Source organism: Burkholderia puraquae (assembly GCF_002099195.1).
GTDB lineage: Bacteria > Pseudomonadota > Gammaproteobacteria > Burkholderiales > Burkholderiaceae > Burkholderia > Burkholderia puraquae.
This window is the reverse complement of record NZ_NBYX01000012.1, coordinates 126450-150725: the sequence shown is the minus strand read 5'-3', so window position 1 is coordinate 150725 and position 24276 is coordinate 126450. Positions and strand designations below refer to the sequence as shown.

The window sequence follows — 24276 nt, the reverse complement described above, 5'->3', positions numbered from 1 at the left end:
TTCTCATCAAGAATGATCTTCGAACGCTCCCTCCAGCGCGAGCTTGCGTATACGGCTGGCGCCGTGTTCATGGTGCTGCTCACGATCATGCTCACGACGATGATGATCCGCATCGTCGGCTACGCCGCGTCCGGTGAAATCGATCCGCGGGACGTCCTCGTGCTGATCGGCCTCACCGTGATCGGCTACCTCGCCGTGATGCTCGTCGTTACGCTGTTCGTGTCGATCCTGTTCGTGCTGACCCGGTGGTACCGGGACTCCGAAATGGTCGTGTGGCTGGCGTCGGGCGTGAGCCTCACGCGCCTCATCAAGCCGATCGGCGTGTTTGCCGCGCCGATCGTGCTGCTGATCGCCTTCTTCGCGTTCGTCGGCTGGCCGTGGTCGAACCAGCAGAGCAAGATGATCAAGGCGCGCTTCCAGCAGCGCGACGAGATCTCGCTGCTCGCGCCGGGCCAGTTCCGCGAGTCGGCCTCGAACCACCGCGTGTTCTTCATCGAGAAGATGACGCCCGACCAGAGCAAGGTGCAGAACGTGTTCGTGACCTCGACCGAAAACGGCAAGGTCAACGTGGTCGTGTCGCAGACGGGGCACACGGAAACGCGCGACGGCAGCCGCTTCGTCGTCCTGGAGGACGGCCGCCGCTACGACGGCACGCCCGGCCAGCCGAACTTCAAGATCATGGAGTTCGAGCGCTACGGCGTGAAGATCACGAGCACCCCGGTCACCAACGTGCCGACCACCAACAGCACGCCGACGCCGGACCTGCTGCGCAACCCGACGCGCGACAACCTTGCGGAATTCGCGTGGCGCGCGGGGCTGCCGCTGATCGCGATCAACCTGATCGTGCTCGGCATCCCGCTGTCGTACCAGAACCCGCGCCGCAGCCGCACGATCAACCTGGTGATGGCCGTGCTGATCTACCTCACGTACTCGAACCTGCTGAACGTGGTGCAGTCGCAGATCGAGCAGGGCAAGCTGTCGTTCGGCGTCGGCCTGGTCGGCCTGCATCTGGTCGTCGCGGCGATCGTCGCCGTGATCTTCTGGTTGCGCGTGCGCAATCGTCCGCTGTTTACACGCGCGCTGTTCGGCCGCTCGGGAGCATGATCGATGCGGCTCTATGAAAAGTACTTCGCGCGACAGATCTACGTCACGTTCGTCTTCATCCTGTTCGCGTTCTCGGGCCTGTTCTTCTTCTTCGACCTGATCAGCGAACTGAACTCGGTCGGGCACGGCAACTACAAGTTCGGCTACGCGGTGCTGCGCGTCGCGCTGCAGACGCCGTCGCGCTTCTACGAAATCATCCCGGTCGCCGCACTGATCAGTGCGATCTACGTGTTCGCGCAGATGGCCGCGAACTCGGAATTCACGATCTTCCGCGTGTCGGGCCTCGCGACCAACCAGGCGTTGCGCTCGCTGTTGAAGATCGGCGTGCCGCTCGTGATCGTCACCTACCTGATCGGCGAATTCGTCGGCCCGTACGCCGACCAGCTGTCCGAACGCGTGCGGCTGCAGGCGCTCGGCGCGTCGGTGTCGTCGAACTTCCAGTCGGGCGTGTGGGTGAAGGACACGCTCGCGGCCCGCGAAAACGGCGAGCAGGTCACGCGCTTCGTCAACGTCGGCAGCCTGTCGCCCGATTCGACGATCAGCAACGTGCGCATCTACGAATTCGATTCGAAATTCCAGCTGCGGAACGTGCGGATCGCGCAAACGGGCCGCTACGAGCCGCCCGGCCACTGGCTGCTGAAGGGGGTCACCGAGACCGAGCTGACGCCGATCAAGCCGATCAGCGGCGAGCCGGCCGACGCGCTGAACCCCGTGTACCGGTCGCAACAGGTCTCGCTGCCCGAATACCGGCTGCGTTCGGACCTGACGCCGCAGATCCTGTCGGTGCTGCTCGTGTCGCCGGAGCGCATGTCGATCATCAACCTGTTCCGCTACATCCAGCACTTGCGCGAGAACCAGCAGGACACGCAGCGCTACGACATCGCGCTGTGGCGCAAGCTGCTGTATCCGTTCGCGGTGTTCGTGATGCTCGTGCTGTCGCTGCCGTTCGCGTACCTGCACACGCGTGCGGGCGTGGTCGGCGTGAAGGTGTTCGGCGGCATCATGCTCGGCATGAGCTTCCAGCTCCTCAATACGCTGTTCTCGCACATCGGCACGCTGAACACGTGGCCCGCGCCGCTCACCGCGGCAACGCCGGGCCTGATCTATCTCGCGCTCGGCCTGTTCGCGCTCAAGTGGGTCGACCGGCACTGAGCGCCGCGTCATGACGGAGGCTTCGACATGAGTTCGCACGGCATCGTCCTGTTCGGCCACGGCGCCCGCGACCCGCGCTGGGCCGAGCCGTTCGAGCGGCTCGCCGCGCGGCTGCGCGGCGCCCCCTCCCCCGCAGCCCACGTGTCGCTCGCGTTCCTCGAACTGATGACGCCGTCGCTCGGTGACGCGGTCGCCGCGCAGGTCGCGGCCGGCTGCTCGCACATCACCGTGGTGCCCGTGTTCTTCGGCCAGGGCGGCCATGTCCGCCGCGACCTGCCGCAGCTCGTCGACGCCTGCCGCGCCGCGCATCCCGGTGTCGAGATCCGCTGCGCGACAGCCGTCGGCGAAGACGACGGCGTGCTCGACGCGGTCGCGCGCTACTGCATCGACCAGATCGGCGACGACGCGTAAATCACGCTGTCACGGCCCCCAAAGAAAAAGCGCCGGCTTCCGCCAGCGCTTTTTTCGTTTGGGACTCCAGCCGGAATCCGCTCAGGCGGCATTGCGCAGCGGATCGCCCGCCTTTGCCTGCCCGGCACGCTCGGCGAACGCATCGCCGATCATCAACAGGCTCGGCTCCGCGGGATCGAGCCACGCCTGCGCGTCGCCCGCCGCCATCTGCGCGAGCGTCAGCGTCAGCGTGCGCTCGCGCGCGGTGCTGCACGCTTCGACGATCGCCACCGGCGTCGCCGGCGCGCGGCCCGCGTCGATCAGCTCCTGCGCGATGCCGGGCGCGCTGTCGCGGCCCATGTAGTAGACGATCGAATCGGCGCGCGCGGCTTCGCGGATCTCGTCGCTGCCCGGCGCGCGGCTGTGCGTCGCAAACGCAACGCTGCGCGACACGCCGCGCAACGTCAGCGAGCGCTTCAGCGTCGCCGCGCCGGCCAGCGCCGCGGTGATGCCCGGCACCACCTCGTAGTCGATGCCGGCCGCTTCCAGTGCACGCATTTCCTCTTCAGCGCGACCGAACAGCATCGGGTCGCCGCCCTTCAGCCGCACGACGCACGCGTGCTCGCGCGCCGCATCGACGATCTGCTTGTTGATGAAGTGCTGCGCGGTCGAGCGCTGCCCGCAGCGCTTGCCGACCGCGATCCGGCGCGCATTCGGCGCGTAGTCGAGCATCGCGGGCTCGACGAGCGCGTCGTGCAGCACGACGTCCGCCTGCCCGAGCAGCCGCGCGCCGCGCACCGTGATGAGGTCGGCCGCACCCGGCCCTGCTCCGATCAGATACACCTTGCCCATGTTTGTCGCTTCGCCTGGTTCCTGCTACGGCGGCGTCCGGCCCGCGCCGCCGTGAGACGGCGCGGCTCGCCGGTTATGCCGAGAATGCCCGGATCATGCCCGCGGCGACCGTGTGATGCGTCGCCTCGTCGATCAGCACGAACGCACCGGTGCCCGGATGCGCGTCGTACGTATCGCAGACGATCGGCTTTTGCAGCGTCAGCGCGACGCGGCCGATGTCGTTCATCTTCAGCTCGTGACGGTCGGTCGCGTGCGACAGCGTATGCACGTCGAGCACCTGCTTGACGCCACCGATCTTCGCGAACACCGTGCTGGTGGTCTGCTTCAGCAGGTACTTGCGCTGCAGCGACAGCGGCATCTCGTCGAACCAGCACAGATCGGCCTCGAGCTTCTTCGCCGGTGCGACCGGCTCGGCCGACGTGACGAACATGTCGCCGCGCGACACGTCGACGTCTTCCGCGAGGCGGATCGTCACGGCCTGGCCCGCGAATGCGTGCGGGACGGACGCGGTGCCGCCCGGCACCGGCGCGACGATCTCGGCGACCGTCGCCGTGCGGTTCGACGGCAGCACGACGATCTCGTCGCCGACCTTCACTTCGCCCGATTCGATACGGCCCATGTAGCCGCGGAAATCGTCGGCCGAACTGCCGTCCTGGCGCGCGACCCACTGCACCGGGAAGCGCAGCGCGTCATGCGCCTGCGTCTCGACCGGCAGCGATTCGAGCACGTCGAGCAGCGGCTCGCCCGCGTACCACGGCATGCGCTCGCTCGCGCCGACGATGTTGTCGCCCTTCAGCGCCGACACCGGCACGAAGCGCACGTCGCTCAGGCCGAGCTGCTTCGCGAGCGTGACGTAAGCGTCGCGGATCTCGTTGAAGCGCGCCTCGCTGTAGTCGACGAGGTCCATCTTGTTGATCGCGACGATCACGTGCTGCAGCGCGAGCAGCTTGACGATCGCGCTGTGGCGCTTGGTCTGCGGCAGCAGGTCCGCGACACCGTTCTCGATCGTCACGCGCGTCGCGTCGATCAGGATGATCGCCGCGTGCGCGGTCGATGCGCCCGTCACCATGTTGCGCGTGTACTGTTCGTGGCCCGGCGTATCGGCGATGATGAACTTGCGCTTCGCGGTCGCGAAGTAGCGGTACGCGACGTCGATCGTGATGCCCTGCTCGCGCTCGGCTTCGAGACCGTCGGTCAGCAGCGCGAGATCGAGCTCGTCGCCGACCGTGCGCTTGTTCTTCGCGCGCGACAGCGCGGACAGCTGGTCGGACAGCACGGCCTTGCTGTCGTACAGCAGGCGGCCGATCAGCGTGCTCTTGCCATCGTCGACGCTGCCCGCGGTGATGAAGCGCAGCACGCCGAGGTCTTCGTTGTTCTCGATGATGCTCATGATGTGAATGTCCTCGTGTGCTTCAGAAATAACCTTGCTTCTTGCGCTGTTCCATCGCGGCTTCGGACGCCTGGTCGTCCATCCGGGTCGCGCCGCGCTCGGTGATCTCGGTCACCGCCGTCTCGGCGATGATCTTCTCGACGTCGTCCGCGTCGCTCTCGACGGGGCACGTGCAGGAAATGTCGCCGACCGTGCGGAAGCGCACCTGCGCAAGCTCGCTCGTCTCGCCGTCGCGCATCGGCGTGAGCGGCGTGACGGGCACGAGCAGCCCGTTGCGGCGCACGATCTCGCGCTGGTGCGCGTAATAGATCGACGGCAGTTCGAGGTTCTCGCGCGCGATGTACTGCCACACGTCGAGTTCCGTCCAGTTCGAGATCGGGAACACGCGCAGGTGCTCGCCCTTGTGCAGGCGGGCGTTGTACAGGCTCCACAGTTCCGGGCGCTGCGCCTTCGGATCCCACTGGCCGAATTCGTCACGGAACGAGAAGATGCGTTCCTTCGCACGCGCCTTCTCTTCGTCGCGGCGCGCGCCGCCGATCAGCGCCGTGTAACCGTGCTGCTCGATCGTCTCGAGCAGCGTGACGGCCTGCGCGGCATTGCGCGAATCGGTTTCGCGGCGCAGCACGACCGTGCCGCGCTCGATCGAATCCTCGACGTGGCCGACGACCAGCTCGGCACCCAGCGCTTTCGCGCGGCGATCGCGGAAGTCGATCACTTCTTCATAGTTGTGGCCCGTGTCGATGTGCACGAGCGGGAACGGCAGCGTCGTCTTGCGGTTCGCGCCGAGGCCGAATGCCTTCAGTGCCAGATGCAGCACGACGACCGAATCCTTGCCGCCCGAGAACAACAGCGCCGGCTTGCTGCATTCGGCGACCAGTTCGCGCAGGATGTGGATCGACTCGGCTTCGAGCCAGTCGAGGTGGCCCATGCGGTTGTCGACACCGGCGGGCGGGGCAAAGGCGGATTGCTCGAGCGTCGTGCTCATGATTTCAGTCCTTCTCTTCTGGGTTCGTGCCGCCTGCTGTCGCGGGCGGCGCAATATTCAGTTTCTTGTCGGGCTTTCAGTGCGTGGTGCCGGCAACGGCTTCCACGGGAATCGGCGTGATCGTCGTGACGTGCAGCCCGCATTCCTTCGTATCGCGCGACTCCCACCACCAGCGGCCCGCGCGGCTGTCCTCGCCGGGGCGGATCGCCCGCGTACACGGCTCGCAGCCGATGCTCGGGTAGCCGCGCGCATGCAGCGGGTTCACCGGCACGTCAAACGCCTTAAGGTACGCCCACACGTCGCTTTCAGTCCAGTCGGCGAGCGGATTGTACTTCGCGATCCCGCGCGCTTCGTCCTGTTCTTCCTCGTGCAGCTCGGCACGCGTGACCGACTGCTCGCGGCGCTGGCCCGTGACCCACGCGCCGACGTCCGACAGCGCGCGGTTCAGCGGCTCGACCTTGCGGATGTGGCAGCACGACTTGCGCAGCTCGACGCTCTCGTAGAACGCGTTCAGGCCGTGCTCGGCGACGTACTGGTCGACCGCATCCTGCCGCGGATGGAACTGCTCGATCTCGTAGCCGTAGCGCTCGCGCACGCGATCGATCATGCCGAGCGTTTCCGCATGCAGGCGGCCCGTGTTCAGCGAGAAGATGCCGATTCGCACCCCCTTCGACAGGATCGCGTGCGTCAGCAGCATGTCTTCCGCCGCGAGGCTGCTCGCGAACTTCACCTTCTCGTGACGGGCGCCGATCTGCGCGAGCAGCGCGTCGAGGCGCTCGACCTTCGCGGCGAGTTCCGGCGTCAGCGCGGTGGCGGTCGCGGTGCTCATGCGCCCACCTTCGCTTCGGGCGCCGCGGCGCGGCGGCGGAACAGCGGTTCGGGCTGGTCGAACGCGCCCTGGTAACGCTGCGTGAATTCCGTGAACGCATTCAGCGCGTCGTGGATGTCCTTGTCGGCGCGCACCGCGAATGCGTCGAAGCCGCAACGCGACATGTACAGCAACTGGTCGCGCAGCACGTCGCCGATCGCGCGCAGTTCGCCCGTCCAGCCGTGGCGCTCGCGCAGCAGGCGCGCGATGCTGTAGCCGCGGCCGTCCGCGAAGCGCGGGAACTCGACGGCGACCAGCGAAATCGCGCCGAAATCGGCCACGAGGTCGGCCGGCTCGCTGTCCGGTGCGAGCCACACGCCGAGCTCGTCCTTCGTCTTCGCGGCGACGAGCGCCGCGCGCTCGGCCTGCCACAACGCGAACGGCACCAGCACCTTGCCGGCCGGCAACGCGTCGACCGCGGGCAGTGCGCCGTCTTCCGCCGCGCGCACGACCTGCCATGCATCGTCGATCACTGCGCGGTTCTTGATAATCGAAGCCATCTGCTAATTCCTTCTACCCGGTTGGTTACGCGTTCACTGCCTGGCGCGCCGCATACACGCGCTCCTTGAACGGCGCGATGCCGATGCGGTCGTACGTGTCGACGAAGCGCTCGCCGTCCACGCGCGATCCGACGAACGTGTCGATCAGCTTCGCGATCACGTCGGGCACTTCTTCCGCCGAGAACGACGGCCCGATCACGCGACCGAGGCGCGCGCCGTTCCGGCCCGTGCCCTGCTCGCCGCCGAGCGACACCTGGTACCACTCGGCACCGTCCTTGTCGACGCCGAGGATGCCGATGTTGCCGACGTGGTGGTGACCGCACGAGTTCATGCAACCGGAAATGTTCAGCGACAGGTCGCCGAGGTCGTACACATAGTCGAGATCGTCGAAACGCTGCTGGATCGCCAGCGCGATCGGGATCGACTTCGCGTTCGCGAGCGAGCAGAAGTCGCCGCCCGGGCACGCGATGATGTCGGTCAGCAAGCCGATGTTCGGCGTCGCGAAACCGGCTGCCTTCGCCTTTTCCCACACCGCGAACAGATCGCGCTTCTTCACGTTCGCGAGAATCAGGTTCTGCTCGTGCGACACGCGCAGCTCGCCGAACGAGTATGCGTCGGCCCAGTCGGCCACCAGCTCCATCTGCTGGTCGGTCGCATCGCCCGGCGCGACGCGGTGATCCTTCAACGACAGCGTGACGGCTGCATAGCCGGCCACCTTGTGCGGCGCGACGTTACGCTCGACCCAGCGCGCGAACGCCTTGTTCTCGAGCAGGTGCTGTTCGAACGATGCATCGGTATCGGCCAGCTTCTCGTAGACGGGCGGCTGGAAGTACTGCGACACGCGATCGACTTCCGCCTGCGTGAGCGTCGACGGGCCGTCCTTCAGGTGCTGCCACTCTTCCTCGACCTGCTGCGCGAACTTCGCGGGCGACAGCGCCTTCACGAGGATCTTGATGCGCGCCTTGTACAGGTTGTCGCGGCGGCCGTAGCGGTTGTACACGCGCAGCACGGCTTCGCAGTAGGTGAGCAGGTGCTGCCACGGCAGGTCTTCCTTGATCACCGCACCGATGATCGGGGTACGGCCGAGGCCGCCGCCCGCGAGGATGCTCGCGACCACTTCGCCCTGCGCGTTCTTCTTCAGGTACACGCCGAGGTCGTGGATCTGCACGGCCGCGCGGTCGTCCTTCGAGCCCGACACCGCGATCTTGAACTTGCGCGGCAGCCACGCGAATTCGGGATGGAACGTCGACCACTGACGCAGGATTTCCGACCACGGACGCGGATCGATCTCTTCGTCCTGGGCGACGCCCGCGAACTGGTCGGCCGTGATGTTGCGGATGCAGTTGCCCGACGTCTGGATGCCGTGCATCTGCACCGACGCGAGCTTCGCGAGGATCTCGGGCGTGTCTTCCAGCTCGATCCAGTTGAACTGGATGTTCGAGCGGGTCGAGAAGTGACCGTAGCCGCGGTCGTGTTCGCGGGCGATGCGCGCCAGCATCCGGAGCTGGTCGCTGCGCAGGTTGCCGTAAGGAATCGCGATGCGGTGCATGTACGCGTGACGCTGCATGTAGAGGCCGTTCTGCAGGCGCAGCGGACGGAACTCCTCTTCGCTCAACTCGCCCGACAGCCGGCGGCGCACCTGATCGCGGTACTGCGCGACACGCTCGTCGACGATCGTCTGGTCGTATTGGTCGTACTGATACATTCGGGGACCCCAGGGTTTTCGTGGTGACTGCGCGACGTCCTAGCCACGTCGCGCCCGAATCTCCGTTCCGCCGTCACGGCCACCATCCGCTGCCGGGTGGATTGCTAATGACGAAAACAGATATCCATATTTGAAAAACTCCGGTGAATCGTAATAAACTCGCCTTATATTTCAAACGACTAAAAAATTCTGTTGATATGCGGAAGGGTTATAAATGAACCTGCACCAATTTCGCTTCGTGCGCGAGGCCGTCCGGCAGAATTTCAATCTCACCGAGGCCGCCAAGGCGCTCTACACGTCGCAACCGGGGGTATCGAAGGCGATCATCGAGCTCGAGGACGAGCTGGGCGTCGAGATCTTCACGCGGCACGGCAAGCGCGTGCGCTCGCTCACGGAGCCCGGCAGGATCATCCTCGCGTCGGTCGAGCGGATTCTTCAGGAGGTTGAAAGCCTGAAAAGGGTCGGAAAAGATTATGCGGCACAGGATCAGGGCAACCTGACCATCGCCGCGACCCACACGCAGGCCCGCTACTCGCTGCCGGCCGCGATCGCCGAATTCAAGAAGCGCTTCCCGAAGGTGCACCTGTCGATCCTGCAGGGCAGCCCGACGCAGGTCGCCGAGATGGTGATCCACGACCAGGCCGATCTCGCGATCGCGACCGAGGCGATCTCCGACTACAAGGAACTCGTGTCGCTGCCCTGCTTCCAGTGGCACCACGCGGCCGTTGTACCGGCCGACCATCCGCTGCTCGAACGCAAGCCGGTCACGCTCGACGATCTCGCGCAGTATCCGCTGATCACGTATGACGATGCGTTCGCGGGCCGCAAGAAGATCAACCATGCGTTCGCGCTGCGCGGGCTGTCGCCGGACATCGTGCTCGAGGCGATCGACGCCGATGTGATCAAGACCTACGTCGAACTCGGCCTCGGCGTTGGCATCATGGCCGACATCGCGTTCAATCCCGAACGCGATCGCAACCTGCGGCTGATCCCGGTCGGCCACCTGTTCGGCAGCAACGTGACGCGCGTCGCGCTCAAGCAGGGTGCCTACCTGCGCGGCTATGTGTATACGCTCGTCGAACTGCTGTCGCCGACGCTGAACCGCAAGCTGATCGAACAGGCGCTCAAGGGCGAATCCGAATCGTACGAACTCTGAGCGGCATGTATAAACACGGGGGCGCACATCGCGCCCCTTTTTACTGTCCGACGGAGAATTCCGCATGACGCTTCCCGCCCTGTTGCGCTGCGCCGCCGGCGCCGCCCTCGTGCTGGCCTGCGCGGCCGCGCATGCCGACCTGAAGGTCGGCGTCGACCTGTCGTCGACCGGCCCGGCCGCCGCGATCGGCATCACGAGCAAGAACGCAATCCTGATGTGGCCGAAGACGATCGCCGGGCAACCGGTGCAGGTGACGGTGCTCGACGATGCGTCCGACCCGGGCACCGCGGTGCGCAACATCCGCAAGCTGGTCGACGAGGATCACGTCGACGTCGTGGTCGGGCCGAACATCACGCCGGCCGCCCTCGCGGCGCTCGATGCGGTGGCCGCCGGGCAGACGCCGATGATCACGCTGGTCGGCTCCGGCGCGATCGTCGAGCCGCAGGAAGGCGCGCGAACCTGGGCGTTCAAGATGGCGCAGAGCGACCGCGCGATGGCCGACGTGATGACGCGCTATATGGCGAACCACGGCGTGAAGACGGTCGGCTTCATCGGCTTCGCGGACAGCTACGGCGACAGCTGGCTGAACGAGTTCACGCGCTTCGCGGACCTGCGCAAGATCCGCGTGGTCGCGACCGAGCGCTTCAACCGCACCGACGCGAGCGTCACGGGCCAGGCGCTGAAGCTGATCGCGGCGAAGCCCGACGCGATTCTGGTCGCGGGCTCCGGCACGCCGGCCGTGCTGCCGCAGCGCACGCTGATCGAGCGCGGCTACAAGGGCCCGGTCTACCAGACGCACGGGATTGCGACGCCGGAATTCATCAAGCTCGGCGGCAAGGACGTCGACGGGACGCTGTTCCCGACCCAGCCGGTGGTCGTCGCGCGCACGCTGCCGGCCGATCATCCGGCCCGCCAGGCCGCGCTCGCGTTCGTCGACGCGTATGAGGCGAAGTACGGCGCCGGCACGGTCACGCAGTTCGCGGGCGACGCGGCGGGCGTCTACCCGCGCCTCGCCGACGCGGTCGGCCGCGCGCTGAAGGCCGCCCAGCCTGGCACACCCGCGTTCCGCGCGGCGCTGCGGCGCGAGCTGGAACGCGCGCACGAGCTCGTCGTGCCGAACGGCGTCGTCAACACGAGCGACAAGGATCATGTGGGGCTCGATCAGCGCGCGAGCGTGATGGGGATCGTCAAGCAGGGCCGGTTCGTCTACCTGAGCCAGTGACGTGTGCGCCGGACAACCGGGCAGCTTGCCCGGCGGCGGGATTTCGGACATAATCCGCGTTTCGCCGCGCACAATCGCATGCGCGGCCACGATCAAGCCCAGGTGGTGAAATTGGTAGACGCAGGGGACTCAAAATCCCCCGCCGCAAGGCGTGCCGGTTCGATTCCGGCCCTGGGCACCAGCATTCTCGCAGCGCAACGCGCTGCGCCTCCCGAAACCCGCGCAAGCTCGCCGCTTCGCGGGTTTTTTGTTTTTGCCGCGCGCGCCGCAACGCGTACCCCCGCGCAACAGTCCAAGCATCATGAGGATGCGCGGCACGGAGGCACGCCATGTCCATGCGCACGATTTCATCTCCGCTCTGCCGCCGCGCGCTCGCCGTGGCGCTGTCGCTCATGCTGGGCAGCTGCGACGTCCTGACCGCGCCGCCGGTGCCTGACTGGCCGGGCCCGCACGCGCCCTACCCGTTCCCGGACAGCATTCCGCATCGCACCGAATGAACGCGCGGGAGCGCCGCCCGCCGCTGTGCCTGGTCACTCAGGCCATCAACGCCCGCACGAAGTCGAGAAACACGCGCACCTTCGCGGAAACGAGATTGGACGCGTGGTGATATGCATAGAGCGGAAACGTTTCGTCCGCCCATTCCGGCAACAGCAGCACCAGCCGCCCGTCGGCAAGGATGTCGCGCGCATAGAGTTCCAGCAACTGCGCGATCCCCGCGCCGCCCAGGCACGCACCGAGCAGCATGCCCGTGTCGTTGACCATCAGCCGGCCGGCGGCATCGAACGGCACGACCTCCTTGCCGCGATGGAATTCCCATTCGAACGGCCGCCCCGTCACCGGATCGCGGATCAGCACGCAGCGATGCCCGTTCGCGAGATCCAGCGGGTGCCGCGGTTCGCCATGACGCGCGACATACGTCGCCGACGCGCAGGTGAGCACACGCGTTTCCAGCAGCAGCCGCGCACGGTATGACGACGGTTCGGGGATACCGAACCGCACCGCCACGTCGAACCCGTCGGCGACGAGGTCGCCCATCCGGTCGCGCACGCTCACCTCGACGGACAGGTCGGGAAAGCGGTCGAGGAATTCCGCCATCTTCGGCGCGAGCACGTAGTGGCCGAAAGTCGCGTCGACGTTGACGCGCAGCCGCCCCCTGACGCGCGCCTTCGACTGGCCGGCGTCGATCGCCGCGTCCTCGATGCCGGCCAGCAGCGGCGCGACCGCTTCATAGAAGCGCCGCCCTTCGTCGGTCAGCGTGATCGCGCGCGCCGTGCGGTTGAAGATCCGGATGCCGACGCGCTCCTCCAGCCGGGCGACCGCACGGCTCACCGCCGGTTGCGTCAACCCCATCGCCTCGCCGGCGCGCGCGAAGGTGCCGGCCTCGATCACCGCCGAGAGCACGCCGATACCGCTCAAAAGCCTGCTGTCGAATGCCATGAGACATACTTTCAGTCATTCTTGATCTGATCATTATTCATTATTTTTATTGACCGAGGAAGCCTACATTAGTCCTGTCGCCGGATCGCACGGCACTCGCGAATCAAGGAGCAGGACATGAGCACATCGGAACAGGTCGCCCTCGTCACGGGCTCGTCGCGCGGCATCGGCGCGGAAATCGCCCGCCGTCTGGCGCGCGACGGCTTCAAGGTCGTCGTGAACTATGCCGGCGGCGCCGGCCCGGCCCGGGAAGTGGTCGACTCGATCGTCGCCGACGGCGGCACAGCCGTCGCGGTACAGGCGGACGTCGTCGATCCCGCGGCCGTGGCCGCCCTGTTCGACGCGGCCGAGCAGGCATTCGGCCGTATCGACGTGGTCGTCAACAGCGCGGGCGTGATGAAGCTCGCCCCCCTCGCCGAGTTCGACGACGCGGCGTTCGACCAGACCGTCGCGATCAACCTGAAGGGAGCGTTCAACGTCAGCCGCGAGGCGGCGAAGCGCGTGCGCGACGGCGGCCGCATCGTCAACCTGACATCGAGCGTGATCGGCATGCGCCTGCCGACCTACGGCGTGTACATCGCGACCAAGGCGGCCGTCGAAGGCATGACGCAGGTGCTCGCGCAGGAGATGCGCGGCCGCGGCATCAGCGTGAACGCCGTCGCGCCAGGGCCGGTGGCAACCGAACTGTTCCTGCAGGGCAAGAGCGCCGAACACGTCGACCGGATGGCGAAGATGAATCCGCTGGAGCGGCTCGGCCAGCCCGCGGACATCGCCAGCGTCGTCGCGTTCCTCGCCGGCCCCGACGGCACGTGGGTCAACGGTCAGGTCTTGCGCGCCAACGGCGGCATGTGCTGACGGGCCGCCGGCCGCATCCCCCTCCTACCGGAGATCGATCATGAAGGAAGTCATTCTCGTCACGGGCGCGTCCAGCGGCTTCGGCCTGCTGACGGCCCAGGCGCTTGCCCGCGCCGGCCATACCGTCTACGCGTCGATGCGCGAAAGCACCGGCCGCAACGCGCCGCGCGTCGCCGCCATCGCAGCCTACGCGCAGGAACACGGCGTCGACCTGCGCACCGTCGAGCTCGACGTCGGCGACGGCACGTCGGTCAGCGCCGCCATCGATCGCGTGATCGCGGACAACGGCCGCCTCGACGTTATCGTCCACAACGCCGGCCACATGGTGTTCGGCCCGGCCGAAGCGTTCGCGCCCGAGCAGATCGCCCAGCTCTACGACATCAACGTCGTATCGACCCAGCGCGTCAACCGCGCGGCGCTGCCGCACCTGCGCCGCCAGGGCCGCGGCCTGCTCGTCTGGGTGTCGTCGTCGTCCGCGCGCGGCGGTACGCCGCCGTTCCTCGCCCCATACTTTGCCGCGAAGGCCGCGATGGATTCGCTCGCGGTGTCCTATGCGGCCGAACTCGCCCGCTGGGGCATCGAGACGTCGATCGTCGTGCCGGGCGCCTTCACCCAGGGCACGAATCACTTCGCCCACGCAGGCAAGCCGGCCGATGCGGCCGTACAGGCCGCGTACGAAGATGGCCCCTATGCGGGCGTCGCGGAGCAGGCACTGCAGGGCCTCGCCGCGCTCGAACCGGCGGACGCCGATGCCGGCACCGTCGCAACGGCGATTGCCGACATCGTCGCCGCGCCAGCCGGCAAGCGCCCGTACCGCGTGTTCGTCGATCCGTCGCAGGATGGCGCGGAAGAAGTGTTCCGCGTCGGCGACCGCATTCGCCGCGAGATGTTCAGGAACATCGGCCTCGCCGACCTGCTCGCGGCCCGCGTCGGCAGTTGATCCGCCGCGCGCCGGACACGCCGGCGCGCATCAGCCTGGCTCGCAGAACCCGAGGATCGCGTCGACGACCGCCGCCGGCGCCTCGCGCTGCGGAAAGTGGCCGACGCCATCCAGCACCTGCCGCGCGTAGCGCCCCGCAAAGAACCGCTCGCGCCCGGCCGAACTGTCCGGATGATTGCAGGTGTCCGCGCCGCCATGCAGCACGAGCGTCGGCAGCGCCAGCACCGGCGCGGGGTTCAGCCGCGCATCGTCGTCCGCATAGGCCCGCGTGCCTGGTGCGAATCCCCACCGATGCCGGTACGAACGCAGCACGACGTCGATCCAGTCGGGCCCGTCGAACGCCGCGGCGGCCGCGTCGAAATCGCTGTCGCGATACCAGCCCGGCGGCGACCACGTGTCCCACATCAAGCGGGCAAACGCGCGGCGATCGTCGCGCAACGCGTGCTCGCCGCGCGGCGTCGCCATGAACCAGTGATACCAGTAGTTGCGCGCCTGCTGCAGCGACAGCGGCTGACCGGGATCGTTGGTGCCGTACCCGACCGACAGCATCACGAGATGCGATGCGGCGCCATCGCGCAGCCCGCACGCGTTCGCGGCCGCCCGCGCGCCCCAGTCATGCCCGACCAGCACGGGCCGCTCGATGCCAAGGGCCTCGACGAAGTCGAGCAGGTCGCGTCCGAGGGCCGCGAGCTGGCCGCTGCGCGGCACGGATGGATCGCGAAAGCGGGTCGGCGCAAAACCGCGCAGCGCGGGCGCGAGCACCCGGTAGCCGCGCGCGGCGAGCGCCGCCGCCACGGCGTCCCAGCCGACCGGGCTGTCCGGCCAACCGTGCAGCAGCACGGCCACGCGCTCGCCGCGCGGGTTCCATTCGAGATAGGCAATGTCGAGCGACGCGGTCGTCGCATGCGCATAGGTCGTCATCGTGCACTCCGTTGGGTCGATCCGAGTGCACGATGGTAGGCCGGCATTTCATCACGATTCACGGAGTATCATTGCCAATTCTTCGAGTATTGCGTTGAGTTGATCCATGGAACCGCTGACCGATCCCGCATCGACCTCGCTCGACATCACGCTGCTGCGTACCTTCCTCGAAGTCGTCGACAGCCGCGGGTTCGCGCCGGCCGCGGAACGGCTCGCGCTGACGCCGTCCGCCGTCAGCGGTCACATCAAGCGGCTCGAACAGGCGGCCGGCACGGTGCTGCTCGCGCGCACGACCCGCCGCATCGCACTCACGCCGGCCGGCGATACGCTGTATGCGTACGCGCGCAACATCGTCGACATGGAGCGCGAAGTGCGCGCGAGGCTGCGCGGCGCACCGGCGCACGGGCGGCTGCGGGTCGGCGCGTCGGAGGATTTCGCGGGCGCGTGGCTGCCGCACGTGCTGCGCACGTTTCGCGACCGCCACCCGCGCACGTCGATCGAGCTGAAGGTCGGGATCACCGCGTCGCTGCTGCGCGAGCAGACGCTCGGCCGGCTCGACGTCGTGTTCGGCAAGCAATGCCGGCAGGTCGATACGCCGGGCGAACTGCTGTGGGAAGAACCGCTCGTGTGGGCGTTCGCGTCGGATCGCACGCTCGAAGCGAGCGGCGACGTGCCGCTCGCGCTGTTTCCGCAGCCGTGCGTCTATCGCGAAGCCGCCGTCGCGGCGCTCGCCGCTGCGCTACGGCCGTTTCGCGTGCTGTTCGAGAGCAGCAGCATGGCCGGCTGCGTGTCGGCCGCGCTCGCGGGCTTCGCGGTCACCGCGCTGGCGCGCAGCCAGCTGCGCGACGGCCTGCGCGAATGCGGGCCGCAGGACGGCCTGCCGGCGCTGCCGGCCGCGCGCTTCTACGCGTTCGCGGCGAAACCGGATGGCGCCGGCGCGGCGTTGATCGATGCGGTGCGGGACACCGGGCGCAGCCGGCAGTTCGCGGCGCTGCCCCGTTGAATCAGGCGCGACGGCGCGTGACGCAAACCGCTCGTGCCAGTCAGTCGCCCTCAGCGCCCTCCGCGCCTCTCGTCAGCGCGCTCGCCATCAGTTCCCCGAACCACTCGATGAACGCATTGAGCCGGCGCGAACGATGGCGCCGGTGCGGGTACACGGCCGACACGTCCATCGGCGCGGCGCGGTGGCCGGGCATCACGTCGACGAGTGCGCCGCTGTCGAGCAGATGCTCGACGTCGAAGCGCGGAATCTGGATCAGCCCCATCCCTGCGATGCAGCTGGCGATATAGGTTTCGGCGTTGTTGACGATCACGCGGCTCGGCAGCGCGAGCGTGTGCCTCTCACCGTCCGCGCAGTATTCCCAGTCGAGCTCGCGCCCAGTCGTCGGCGACGCATAGCCGATCGCCCAGTGTCCGTGCGCGAGCGCATCCGGATGCTCGGGCACGCCGCATTCGCGCAGGTAGCCGGGGCTCGCGCAGTTGATCAGCGTGAACTGGCCGAGCGGCCGCACGACGAGGCTGCTGTCCGCGAGCCGCCCGACGCGAATCGCACAATCGACGCCCTCCTGCACCAGGTCGATCGACCGATCGGTCGAGCCGAGCGACAGTTGCAGCTTCGGGTACCGGCGAAACAGCGACGGCAGCGCGGGCGCCACCATGCGGCGCGCGATCCGGCTCGGCACGTCGACGTTGAGCCGGCCGATCACGTCGCGGTCGCGGCGGCGGAACAGGCGGTCGAGTTCGTCGGCCTCCGCGAGCAGGCGTCGGCCGCGTTCGAGCAGTAGCGCGCCGTCGGCAGTCAGCTGCACCTGGCGCGTCGTGCGGTGCAAGAGGCGCGTGCCGAGCCCCGTCTCGAGCTGCTGGACGGCCGCCGACACGGTCGCGCGCGGCACGTCGAGCGCATGCGCGGCCTTGATGAAGCTGCCCATCTCGGCAACCTGCAGGAAGATTCTGACCTGATCCAGCTTGTCCATCGGCAGGGAACATAGGTTCGGACGATCGCCGCCGCCGGCCGCCGCGCGTCGCGGCAAGATCCGGCGGCACAGAGAAAACGGGCGCGCAGCCGCGAGGCCATGCGCCCGTCCATTGTCCACGCAAACGAGCCACTGCAGTGCGCCGCGCGGCCCGTTGCCGGTCGGTTACTTGGTCGTATAGCCGCCGTTGATCAGGATCGTCTGGCCGGTGATCCACCAGCCGTCGGTCACGAGATGGCGGATGAACGGCACGACATCCTCGATGTCGGTCAGGCCCGTCTTGCTGAACGGCGACAGCGCGGCCGCCGTCTTGTGATACGCGACCGCATCGGCGCCCTCGGCCGGGTAAAAGAACGGCGTGTCCATCGGGCCCGGCCCGACGGCCGTCACCGAGATCCCGCGTGCGCCGTATTCCTTCGACGCCGCGCGCGTGAAATGCTCGACGGGCGCCTTCGACCCTTCGTACGCCGCATAGAACGGCGTGAACGCGCCGAGCAGCGACGTCACGAGCGTGACGAGCTTGCCGTGATCCTCGAGGTGCCGCCCCGCTTCCTTGATGAAGAAGAACGCCGACTTGCTGTTGACCGCAAACATCTCGTCGTATTCGGCTTCGCTGATCTCGGTGAACGGCTTCTTCAGCACCTTGCCGACCGTGTTGATCGCAATGTCGATCTTGCCGAAGCGCTGCTTCGCGTCGTCGAACAGCTTCTCGACCGCGGCGGCCGTCGTCAGGTCGCCCTGGAACGTGGCAGCTTCCGCGCCGGCCGCGCGCACCGCGGCGGCCGTCTCCTCGGCCTGCGCCTGCGACGCCGCGCTGTTGTAGTGAATCGCCACCGCTTTCGCGCCGTGGCCCGCCAGATCCCGCGCGATCAGGCCGCCGAGATTCTTTGCGCCGCCTGCGATCAGGACGACCTTGTCTGCGAGCGTATGAGTTGCCACGGTTGACTCCTTTTCTCGTTGAACGAAGCTTGGAGTGTAGGCACGCGCGACGCACCGGTCAGCCGGTCGCGGCTGGATGGATTATCCAGAGAAACGATCCAATCGGAGCCGGGCAATGCAGCCTGCCGCACCGACAACCACGCCGGAATCTGCGATCGATTGCGTGAATGCCGCCCGGCTCAGCGCGCGTACAGCGCCGCGTCGATCTTGCCGAGCAGCCATTGCATGCCGGCCAGGTGCTGCTGGTCGTGGCTGCACAGGTAGTGGACAAGCCCGCGCATGGTCAGCGAGCCGTAGCCGTCGAACTCCCCGGTACGCGCGAACTGCTCGGGTGTGAGGCGCGACACGAGGTCCAGCGTCTCGCGCCGCGCTTCGCGGATCGCCGCGAGCACGTCGGATGCATACGCGTCGTTGTAGCGGCGCTCGATCGCGAGTGCGTCGCCATCGATCGACTCGAGCAGCGGCCGGTCCTCGTCGAGCATCCGCCGCAGCCGCACGTGATAGCCGTCGATCTCGATGTCGCGCACGTGGCAGAGCTGCCCAAGCGGCGAGAAGTGCTCGCTCGGGATCCCGGCCCAGTCATCGGGCGTCCAGCGCGCGTAGCCGTCGGGTACGGCCGCGAAATGGGCTTCGAGCAGACGGGGGAAATCGGCGAGTGCGTCGAGCGTCGTCGGATTCATGCGGGACTCCCTGTCGGATAGAGGCTGCGGCAGCCCTGGCACGGGCCTGCCGCAGCCGTTGCGTCACTTCACGCTGAAGCCGTACGCGCCCTGCGTGCGGTGCCCGTCGGCCGCGACGGCCACCCATTTCACCGTATAGGCACCCGTGCCGACCGCCGTGAGCGGTACCGTCATCCGCTTGCGGTTCGACGCGTCGATGCGCGCACGGCCGTCCGACACCGTCTTGCCCGCGCCGTCGACGACGACAATCGAGCTGAACGCCGGCTCCAGCGGCTCGGTGAAGTCGATCGCGACGGCGGCCGGTGCAGCGGCCACCGCCGCGCCGGCCGCCGGGTCGCTCTTCGCGAGATGCGCATGCGCGAACGCGGCCGACGAGACAGTCGCGGCGAGGACGACGGCGGCAGCCTTGCGGCCGAACGGGAACGAAGCGAAAGGCATGGACTTTCCGTGAAGAATGAACGGGCGCCGCGCCCCGCGCGGCGTACCGGCAGCTTACCAGCGCATGCGGGTTCATGCCGGCCGCGCGCCATCGCTTGATAGAATGCGCGCGCTATGGATCTCGAAAGCATTCTCTACACCCAGGGCTTCGGCTCGCGCCGCCAGTGCCGCGGCCTGATCGAAGCGGGCCGCGTCACCGTGGCGGGCGCCTGCGCGACCGACCCCGACGCCGCGTTCGACACCGACGGCCTCGTGTTCTCGGTCGACGATACGGCGTGGCCGTTCCACGCGCACGCCTATCTCGCACTCAACAAGCCGGCCGGCTACGAGTGTTCGCGCGATCCGCAACACCATGCGAGCATATTCAGCCTGCTGCCCGCACCGCTCGTCGCGCGCGGCGTGCAGTGCGTCGGACGGCTCGACCAGGACACGACGGGCCTGCTGCTGCTGTCCGACGACGGCCAGTTCGTGCACGCGTACACGTCGCCGAAGCGCAAGGTGCCGAAGACCTACGTGGCGACCGTGCGCCACCCGCTCGACGACATACAACTGCACGCGCTGCGCACCGGTGTACAGCTCCACGGCGAGCCGAAGCCGATCGCAGCGGTCGCGGCCGACGCACGCGACGGGCACTCGCTCGCGCTGACCGTCCTCGAAGGCAAGTATCACCAGGTCAAGCGCATGGTCGCGGCGGTGAGCAATCGCGTCGAAGCGCTGCATCGCGAAAGCATCGGCGGCTTCATGCTGCCGGGCGATCTCGCACCCGGCGCATGGCGGTGGCTCGACGACGCCGACCTGTCAGCACTGCGCAATCCCGTCAAAACCCTGTAAGGGAAAATCCGCACGACCGTTCGACGCGCGGCCGCATCTCGGCCGCAGATTCCCCCGCTATACTGAAATCACAAGCTGTACGAGCAGCGATGCAGGGGAGACATCATGAACATCAACCATTCTTTCGAACTGTCGTCCGTGATGATCGCGTTCGCGGTCGTCGGTGTCATCGTGATCGGCGGGCTGCTGGCCGCGATGCACATGAAGCACAAATACCATCCGAACCTGATTGGCGCGCTGATCGGCGCGCTGCTGTGCTTCCTGCTGATCGAGGCGTTACCGGCGCTGACCTGACGCGCTGCCCGGCGCGAGCGTTTGAAGGAAATCGTCTACGGTCGGATACCGCAACGTCACGCACAATTCGGCCTTGAGCCGTGCGTTGGACAGGCGTCGCGACTCGCGCATGAACGACAGCAGCGTCGGTTCGAGTTGGCGCTCGGCGTCCGCGCGGCTGACGCGTGGCGGCTTCGGCAGGCCGAGCACCTGCGCGACCCGGTCGAAATACTCCCCCATCCGCAGTTCGCTGTCGTCCGACGCGTGCACGGCGCGCGCCGGCTTGCCGCGTTCGGCCGCGCGGCGCAGGATCGCCGCGAGATCGTCCGCGTGGATGTGGTTCGTGTAGACGTCGTCGGCCGGTTCGAGCGCCGGTGTGCCGCGCTCGAGCCGCGCGACCGGCAGACGGTTCGCCGCGTAGATGCCCGGAATGCGCACGATGCGCGCGGACAGCACGCCGCGCACCGTCGCCGCGCGCAGTTGCCGCTCGGCCGACACGCGCCGGAACGCGCGCGGATTCGCGGGGCGCAGCGGGTGCGTTTCGTCGATGCGTGCGCCGCCGCAATCGCCGTATACGCCCGTCGTACTGGCGTAGACGAGCCTCGGCGCGCGAAGGCCGTCGGGTACAATACGCGCTGCCCGAACGGGCGCGCCGGCCTGTCGGGCAGCGGTGCGCAGCGTTCGGAGCCGGCCGACCGCCGGTGCCGGCGGCACCGGTGGCCGTCGCGCAGGCACGGTCGTTGCGGCAATCAGCGCACGCGTGCGGCGGTCGTCGCGGCCGTCGGACTGCGGCGGCGCGAGATGCAGGATCGTGCGGGCCAGACCCGCGAGGCGGCCGAGCGTCGCGCGGCGATCGAGGTCGCCGACGATCGGCGTCGCGCCCGCGGCACGCAGTTCGTCGCGGCGGGCCGGGTGGCTCGTCAGCGCGAAGATCCGCAGGTTGCGGCGCGTGTCGCGCCATTGCGCGATGCAGCGCATGCCGACGTCGCCGCAGCCGACGATCAGTGCGCGCGGCCGGCGCAGGATTCGAGTCGCGATCATGTTGGTTGCGAAATCAGTAGCCACCGCTGCGCGACGCGCAACGGGCTTGCATTGTAGCTGCCGTGCTCGACATGCACGGTCCCCACATTTTGTTCTAGTTTGGTTCTATGGCATTCAACGTCACTCTCAAGCAAAGCGGCCGGCAATTCCAGGTCGAGTCGGACGAAACCGTGCTGGCGGCCGCGCTGCGCCAGAACGTCCACCTGCCGTACGGCTGCAAGAACGGCGCGTGCGGCTCCTGCAAGGGCCAGATCGTGTCGGGCCAGATCGAACAGGGCCCGCACGCCGCGTCGGCACTGTCCAACGACGAGCGCACGCGCGGCCTCGCGCTGCTGTGCTGCTCCAAGGCGCAGTGCGATCTCGAGATCGACGTGCGCGAGATCGCCGGCGTCGACGGCGTGCAGGTCAAGAAGCTGCCGTGCCGGATCGCCGCGCTCGAACGCAAGGCCGACGACGTCATGGTCGTGAAGCTGCAGCTGCCCGCCAACGAACGCCTGCAGTATCTCGCGGGCCAGTACGTCGAGTTCATCCTGAAGGACGGCTCGCGCCGCAGCTACTCGATGGCGAACGCGCCGCACGAGGAAGGCCCGGTCGAGCTGCACATCCGCCACATGCCGGGCGGCAAGTTCACCGACCACGTGTTCGGCGCGATGAAGGAGCGCGACATCCTGCGCTTCGAAGGCCCGCTCGGCACCTTCTTCCTGCGCGAGGATTCCGACAAGCCGATCGTCCTGCTCGCATCGGGCACGGGCTTCGCGCCGATCAAGGCGATCATCGAGCACGTGAAGCACACGGGCATCGCGCGCCCGATGACGCTCTACTGGGGCGCGCGCCGCAAGAAGGACATCTACCTCGGCGAGCTCGCCGAGCAGTGGGCGCGCGAGATCCCGAATTTCAAGTACGTGCCGGTGCTCTCGGAGCCGGACGCCGGCGACCAGTGGACGGGCCGCACGGGCTTCGTCCATCGCGCGGTGATCGAGGACCTGCCCGATCTGTCGGGCCACCAGGTGTACGCCTGCGGCGCGCCGGTGATGGTCGAATCCGCGCAGCGCGACTTCACGCAGCACCACGCGCTGCCGGCCGACGAGTTCTACGCGGACTCGTTCACGAGCGCCGCCGATCTCGCGCATCCGGTCTGACACCCCGCACCCGCATCCCGCGCTGCGCACCGCGATGTCACATCCGTGGCATCGCGGCGGTTTACAGTGGGGCGCGGGATGCCTTATGCTTGCGCACATGAACTGCTTCCTGTCCGCCCTTCGACGTCGCCGCTCGCCGCTCCGCCCGGATGCCGCCGGCTCGTCACGGACTCGCGCGTAACCCCCGCACTGCTTCACCGGTTACGCACAAGCTGTTCGAACCCACCAGCCACGGCCTTCCGTGGCTTTTTTATTGCCTGTTTCCCTTTCAACGTCCGCTGGAGTCTGCTGCCATGCCCCTGAACGATTATCCGATCGACTCGCTGATGTACATCACGAACCGCCCCGACATCGTGTTTACGCACGGCAAGGGTTCGTGGCTCTACGATCACACGGGCAAGCGCTATCTGGACTTCATCCAGGGCTGGGCGGTCAACAGCCTCGGCCACTGCAACGACGGCATCGTCGAAGCGCTGAAGACGCAGGCGGAAAAACTGCTGAACCCGTCGCCCGCGTTCTACAACGAACCGATGGCGAAGCTCGCGGGCCTGCTCACGCAGCACAGCGTGTTCGACAAGGTGTTCTTCACGAACAGCGGCGCGGAGGCGAACGAAGGCGCGATCAAGCTCGCGCGCAAGTGGGGCCGCAAGTTCAAGAACGGTGCGTACGAGATCATCACGTTCGACCACAGCTTCCACGGCCGCACGCTCGCGACGATGTCGGCCAGCGGCAAGCCGGGCTGGGACACGATCTACGCGCCGCAGGTGCCGGGCTTCCCGAAGGCCGAGCTGAACGACATCAACTCGGTCGAGAAGCTGATCAACGACAAGACCGTCGCGGTGATGCTCGAGCCGATCCAGGGTGAAGGCGGCGTGATTCCGGCGACGCGCGAATTCATGCAGGCGCTGCGCGCGCTGACGAAGCAGCACAACCTGCTGCTGATCGTCGACGAAGTGCAAAGCGGCTGCGGCCGCGCGGGCACGCTGTTCGCGTACGAGCTGTCCGGCATCGAGCCGGACGTCATGACGCTCGCGAAAGGCATCGGCGGCGGCGCCCCGCTCGGCGCGCTGCTGTCGAAGGCCGAGGTCGCGGTGTTCGAGGCCGGCGACCAGGGCGGCACGTACAACGGCAACCCGCTGATGACGGCGGTCGGCTATTCGGTGATCTCGCAGCTCGTCGCGCCGGGCTTCCTCGAAGGCGTGCGTGCGCGCAGCGAATACCTGAAGCGCAGGCTGCTCGAGCTGTCGGAGGAGCGTGGCTTCGAAGGCGAACGCGGCGAAGGCCTGCTGCGCGCGCTGCTGCTCGGCAAGGACATCGGCCCGCAGATCGTCGAGAAGGCGCGCGACATGCAGCCCGACGGCCTGCTGCTGAACGCCGCGCGGCCGAACCTGCTGCGCTTCATGCCCGCACTGAACGTGACGACCGAGGAAATCGACCAGATGATGGCGATGCTGCGGTCGATTCTCGACACGCTCTGACGAGACC

General features: G+C 67.6%; 26 protein-coding genes and 1 tRNA gene. 14 read left to right on the top strand and 13 right to left on the bottom strand.

The window, feature by feature from the left end; translation table 11 throughout:
- Positions 1-12 precede the first annotated feature (12 nt).
- From lptF to B7G54_RS22805, 3 genes are read left to right on the top strand one after another with little or no spacing between them, the layout of a single operon-like run.
- A complete protein-coding gene (lptF, locus tag B7G54_RS22815; RefSeq protein ID WP_085041137.1) occupies positions 13-1104 on the top strand; it encodes an LPS export ABC transporter permease LptF in 1092 nt (363 codons plus the stop codon).
- A gap of 3 nt (positions 1105-1107) precedes the next feature.
- Positions 1108-2256, top strand: coding sequence for an LPS export ABC transporter permease LptG (gene lptG / locus B7G54_RS22810; RefSeq protein ID WP_085041136.1), 1149 nt, complete (start codon positions 1108-1110; stop codon positions 2254-2256).
- 27 nt (positions 2257-2283) lie between these two features.
- On the top strand, positions 2284-2667 hold the full coding sequence (locus tag B7G54_RS22805; protein WP_085041135.1) for a sirohydrochlorin chelatase: 384 nt from the start codon (positions 2284-2286) through the stop codon (positions 2665-2667).
- Positions 2668-2748: 81 nt separating this feature from the next.
- On the opposite strand, the gene cobA is transcribed toward B7G54_RS22805, so the two are convergent.
- The 6 genes from cobA to B7G54_RS22775 all read right to left on the bottom strand — a co-directional run bounded on the left by cobA (position 2749) and on the right by B7G54_RS22775 (position 8946).
- Positions 2749-3498, bottom strand: coding sequence for a uroporphyrinogen-III C-methyltransferase (gene cobA / locus B7G54_RS22800; RefSeq protein WP_085041134.1), 750 nt, complete (start codon positions 3496-3498; stop codon positions 2749-2751).
- 73 nt (positions 3499-3571) lie between these two features.
- Entirely contained in the window at positions 3572-4888 is a 1317-nt protein-coding gene (locus B7G54_RS22795; RefSeq protein WP_085041133.1) for a sulfate adenylyltransferase subunit 1, read from the bottom strand.
- A 22-nt stretch (positions 4889-4910) separates the two neighbouring features.
- Entirely contained in the window at positions 4911-5873 is a 963-nt protein-coding gene (gene cysD, locus B7G54_RS22790) for a sulfate adenylyltransferase subunit CysD (protein ID WP_085041132.1), read from the bottom strand.
- A gap of 76 nt (positions 5874-5949) precedes the next feature.
- Complete coding sequence (locus B7G54_RS22785) at positions 5950-6702, bottom strand: phosphoadenylyl-sulfate reductase (protein ID WP_085041131.1); 753 nt, start codon at positions 6700-6702, stop codon at positions 5950-5952.
- The gene (locus B7G54_RS22780; RefSeq protein WP_085041130.1) at positions 6699-7241 is read right to left on the bottom strand and encodes a DUF934 domain-containing protein; all 543 of its coding nucleotides are present in this window, start codon (positions 7239-7241) and stop codon (positions 6699-6701) included. The genes B7G54_RS22785 and B7G54_RS22780 overlap by 4 nt, the downstream gene beginning before the upstream one ends.
- A 25-nt stretch (positions 7242-7266) precedes the next feature.
- The gene (locus B7G54_RS22775) at positions 7267-8946 is read right to left on the bottom strand and encodes a nitrite/sulfite reductase (protein WP_085041129.1); all 1680 of its coding nucleotides are present in this window, start codon (positions 8944-8946) and stop codon (positions 7267-7269) included.
- A 214-nt stretch (positions 8947-9160) separates the two neighbouring features.
- Here B7G54_RS22775 and B7G54_RS22770 point away from each other — a divergent pair, with 214 nt between their 5' ends.
- From B7G54_RS22770 to B7G54_RS39125, 4 genes are all read left to right on the top strand, one after another.
- Positions 9161-10102: a CysB family HTH-type transcriptional regulator gene (locus B7G54_RS22770; RefSeq protein WP_085041128.1), complete on the top strand. Its 942-nt coding sequence runs from the start codon at positions 9161-9163 to the stop codon at positions 10100-10102.
- A gap of 64 nt (positions 10103-10166) precedes the next feature.
- Complete coding sequence (locus B7G54_RS22765) at positions 10167-11324, top strand: ABC transporter substrate-binding protein (protein ID WP_085041127.1); 1158 nt, start codon at positions 10167-10169, stop codon at positions 11322-11324.
- A gap of 96 nt (positions 11325-11420) precedes the next feature.
- Positions 11421-11505: transfer RNA gene (locus tag B7G54_RS22760), tRNA-Leu, on the top strand.
- A 148-nt stretch (positions 11506-11653) separates the two neighbouring features.
- Positions 11654-11821 (top strand): YdgH/BhsA/McbA family protein, encoded by a 168-nt coding sequence (locus B7G54_RS39125; protein ID WP_165765603.1) that lies wholly within the window; start codon positions 11654-11656, stop codon positions 11819-11821.
- A 37-nt stretch (positions 11822-11858) separates the two neighbouring features.
- On the opposite strand, the gene B7G54_RS22755 is transcribed toward B7G54_RS39125, so the two are convergent.
- Positions 11859-12761 (bottom strand): LysR family transcriptional regulator, encoded by a 903-nt coding sequence (locus B7G54_RS22755; protein WP_085041126.1) that lies wholly within the window; start codon positions 12759-12761, stop codon positions 11859-11861.
- A gap of 117 nt (positions 12762-12878) precedes the next feature.
- On the opposite strand from B7G54_RS22755, the gene B7G54_RS22750 reads away from it, so the two are divergent.
- Both B7G54_RS22750 and B7G54_RS22745 read left to right on the top strand, forming a co-directional pair.
- The gene (locus tag B7G54_RS22750; RefSeq protein ID WP_085041125.1) at positions 12879-13616 is read left to right on the top strand and encodes an SDR family oxidoreductase; all 738 of its coding nucleotides are present in this window, start codon (positions 12879-12881) and stop codon (positions 13614-13616) included.
- 40 nt (positions 13617-13656) lie between these two features.
- Entirely contained in the window at positions 13657-14556 is a 900-nt protein-coding gene (locus B7G54_RS22745; protein WP_085041124.1) for an SDR family oxidoreductase, read from the top strand.
- A gap of 30 nt (positions 14557-14586) precedes the next feature.
- Here B7G54_RS22745 and B7G54_RS22740 read toward each other — a convergent pair whose 3' ends face one another.
- Positions 14587-15477: an alpha/beta fold hydrolase gene (locus tag B7G54_RS22740; RefSeq protein ID WP_085041123.1), complete on the bottom strand. Its 891-nt coding sequence runs from the start codon at positions 15475-15477 to the stop codon at positions 14587-14589.
- A 106-nt stretch (positions 15478-15583) separates the two neighbouring features.
- Between B7G54_RS22740 and B7G54_RS22735 the strand changes: the two genes are divergently transcribed.
- Positions 15584-16480, top strand: coding sequence for a LysR family transcriptional regulator (locus B7G54_RS22735; RefSeq protein WP_085041122.1), 897 nt, complete (start codon positions 15584-15586; stop codon positions 16478-16480).
- 40 nt (positions 16481-16520) lie between these two features.
- Here the strand turns inward: B7G54_RS22735 and B7G54_RS22730 are convergent, their stop codons facing one another.
- The 4 genes from B7G54_RS22730 to copC form a co-directional block, all read right to left on the bottom strand.
- Entirely contained in the window at positions 16521-17450 is a 930-nt protein-coding gene (locus tag B7G54_RS22730) for a LysR family transcriptional regulator (protein ID WP_085041121.1), read from the bottom strand.
- Between the two features lie 165 nt (positions 17451-17615).
- A complete protein-coding gene (locus B7G54_RS22725; RefSeq protein WP_034186294.1) occupies positions 17616-18389 on the bottom strand; it encodes an SDR family oxidoreductase in 774 nt (257 codons plus the stop codon).
- A gap of 179 nt (positions 18390-18568) precedes the next feature.
- The gene (locus tag B7G54_RS22720) at positions 18569-19069 is read right to left on the bottom strand and encodes a DinB family protein (protein ID WP_085041120.1); all 501 of its coding nucleotides are present in this window, start codon (positions 19067-19069) and stop codon (positions 18569-18571) included.
- 63 nt (positions 19070-19132) lie between these two features.
- Entirely contained in the window at positions 19133-19507 is a 375-nt protein-coding gene (copC, locus tag B7G54_RS22715) for a copper homeostasis periplasmic binding protein CopC (protein ID WP_085041119.1), read from the bottom strand.
- 114 nt (positions 19508-19621) lie between these two features.
- Between copC and B7G54_RS22710 the strand changes: the two genes are divergently transcribed.
- A complete protein-coding gene (locus B7G54_RS22710) occupies positions 19622-20338 on the top strand; it encodes a pseudouridine synthase (RefSeq protein WP_085041118.1) in 717 nt (238 codons plus the stop codon).
- 105 nt (positions 20339-20443) lie between these two features.
- The gene (locus B7G54_RS22705) at positions 20444-20632 is read left to right on the top strand and encodes a hypothetical protein (RefSeq protein WP_085041117.1); all 189 of its coding nucleotides are present in this window, start codon (positions 20444-20446) and stop codon (positions 20630-20632) included.
- Here the strand turns inward: B7G54_RS22705 and B7G54_RS22700 are convergent.
- On the bottom strand, positions 20615-21652 hold the full coding sequence (locus tag B7G54_RS22700) for an NAD-dependent epimerase/dehydratase family protein (protein ID WP_085041116.1): 1038 nt from the start codon (positions 21650-21652) through the stop codon (positions 20615-20617). The two genes, B7G54_RS22705 and B7G54_RS22700, sit on opposite strands and share 18 nt — an antisense overlap.
- A 107-nt stretch (positions 21653-21759) precedes the next feature.
- On the opposite strand from B7G54_RS22700, the gene B7G54_RS22695 reads away from it, so the two are divergent.
- The gene (locus B7G54_RS22695; RefSeq protein ID WP_085041115.1) at positions 21760-22791 is read left to right on the top strand and encodes a CDP-6-deoxy-delta-3,4-glucoseen reductase; all 1032 of its coding nucleotides are present in this window, start codon (positions 21760-21762) and stop codon (positions 22789-22791) included.
- A 293-nt stretch (positions 22792-23084) separates the two neighbouring features.
- Positions 23085-24269: an acetylornithine transaminase gene (locus B7G54_RS22690; protein ID WP_085041114.1), complete on the top strand. Its 1185-nt coding sequence runs from the start codon at positions 23085-23087 to the stop codon at positions 24267-24269.
- Positions 24270-24276: the final 7 nt, after the last annotated feature.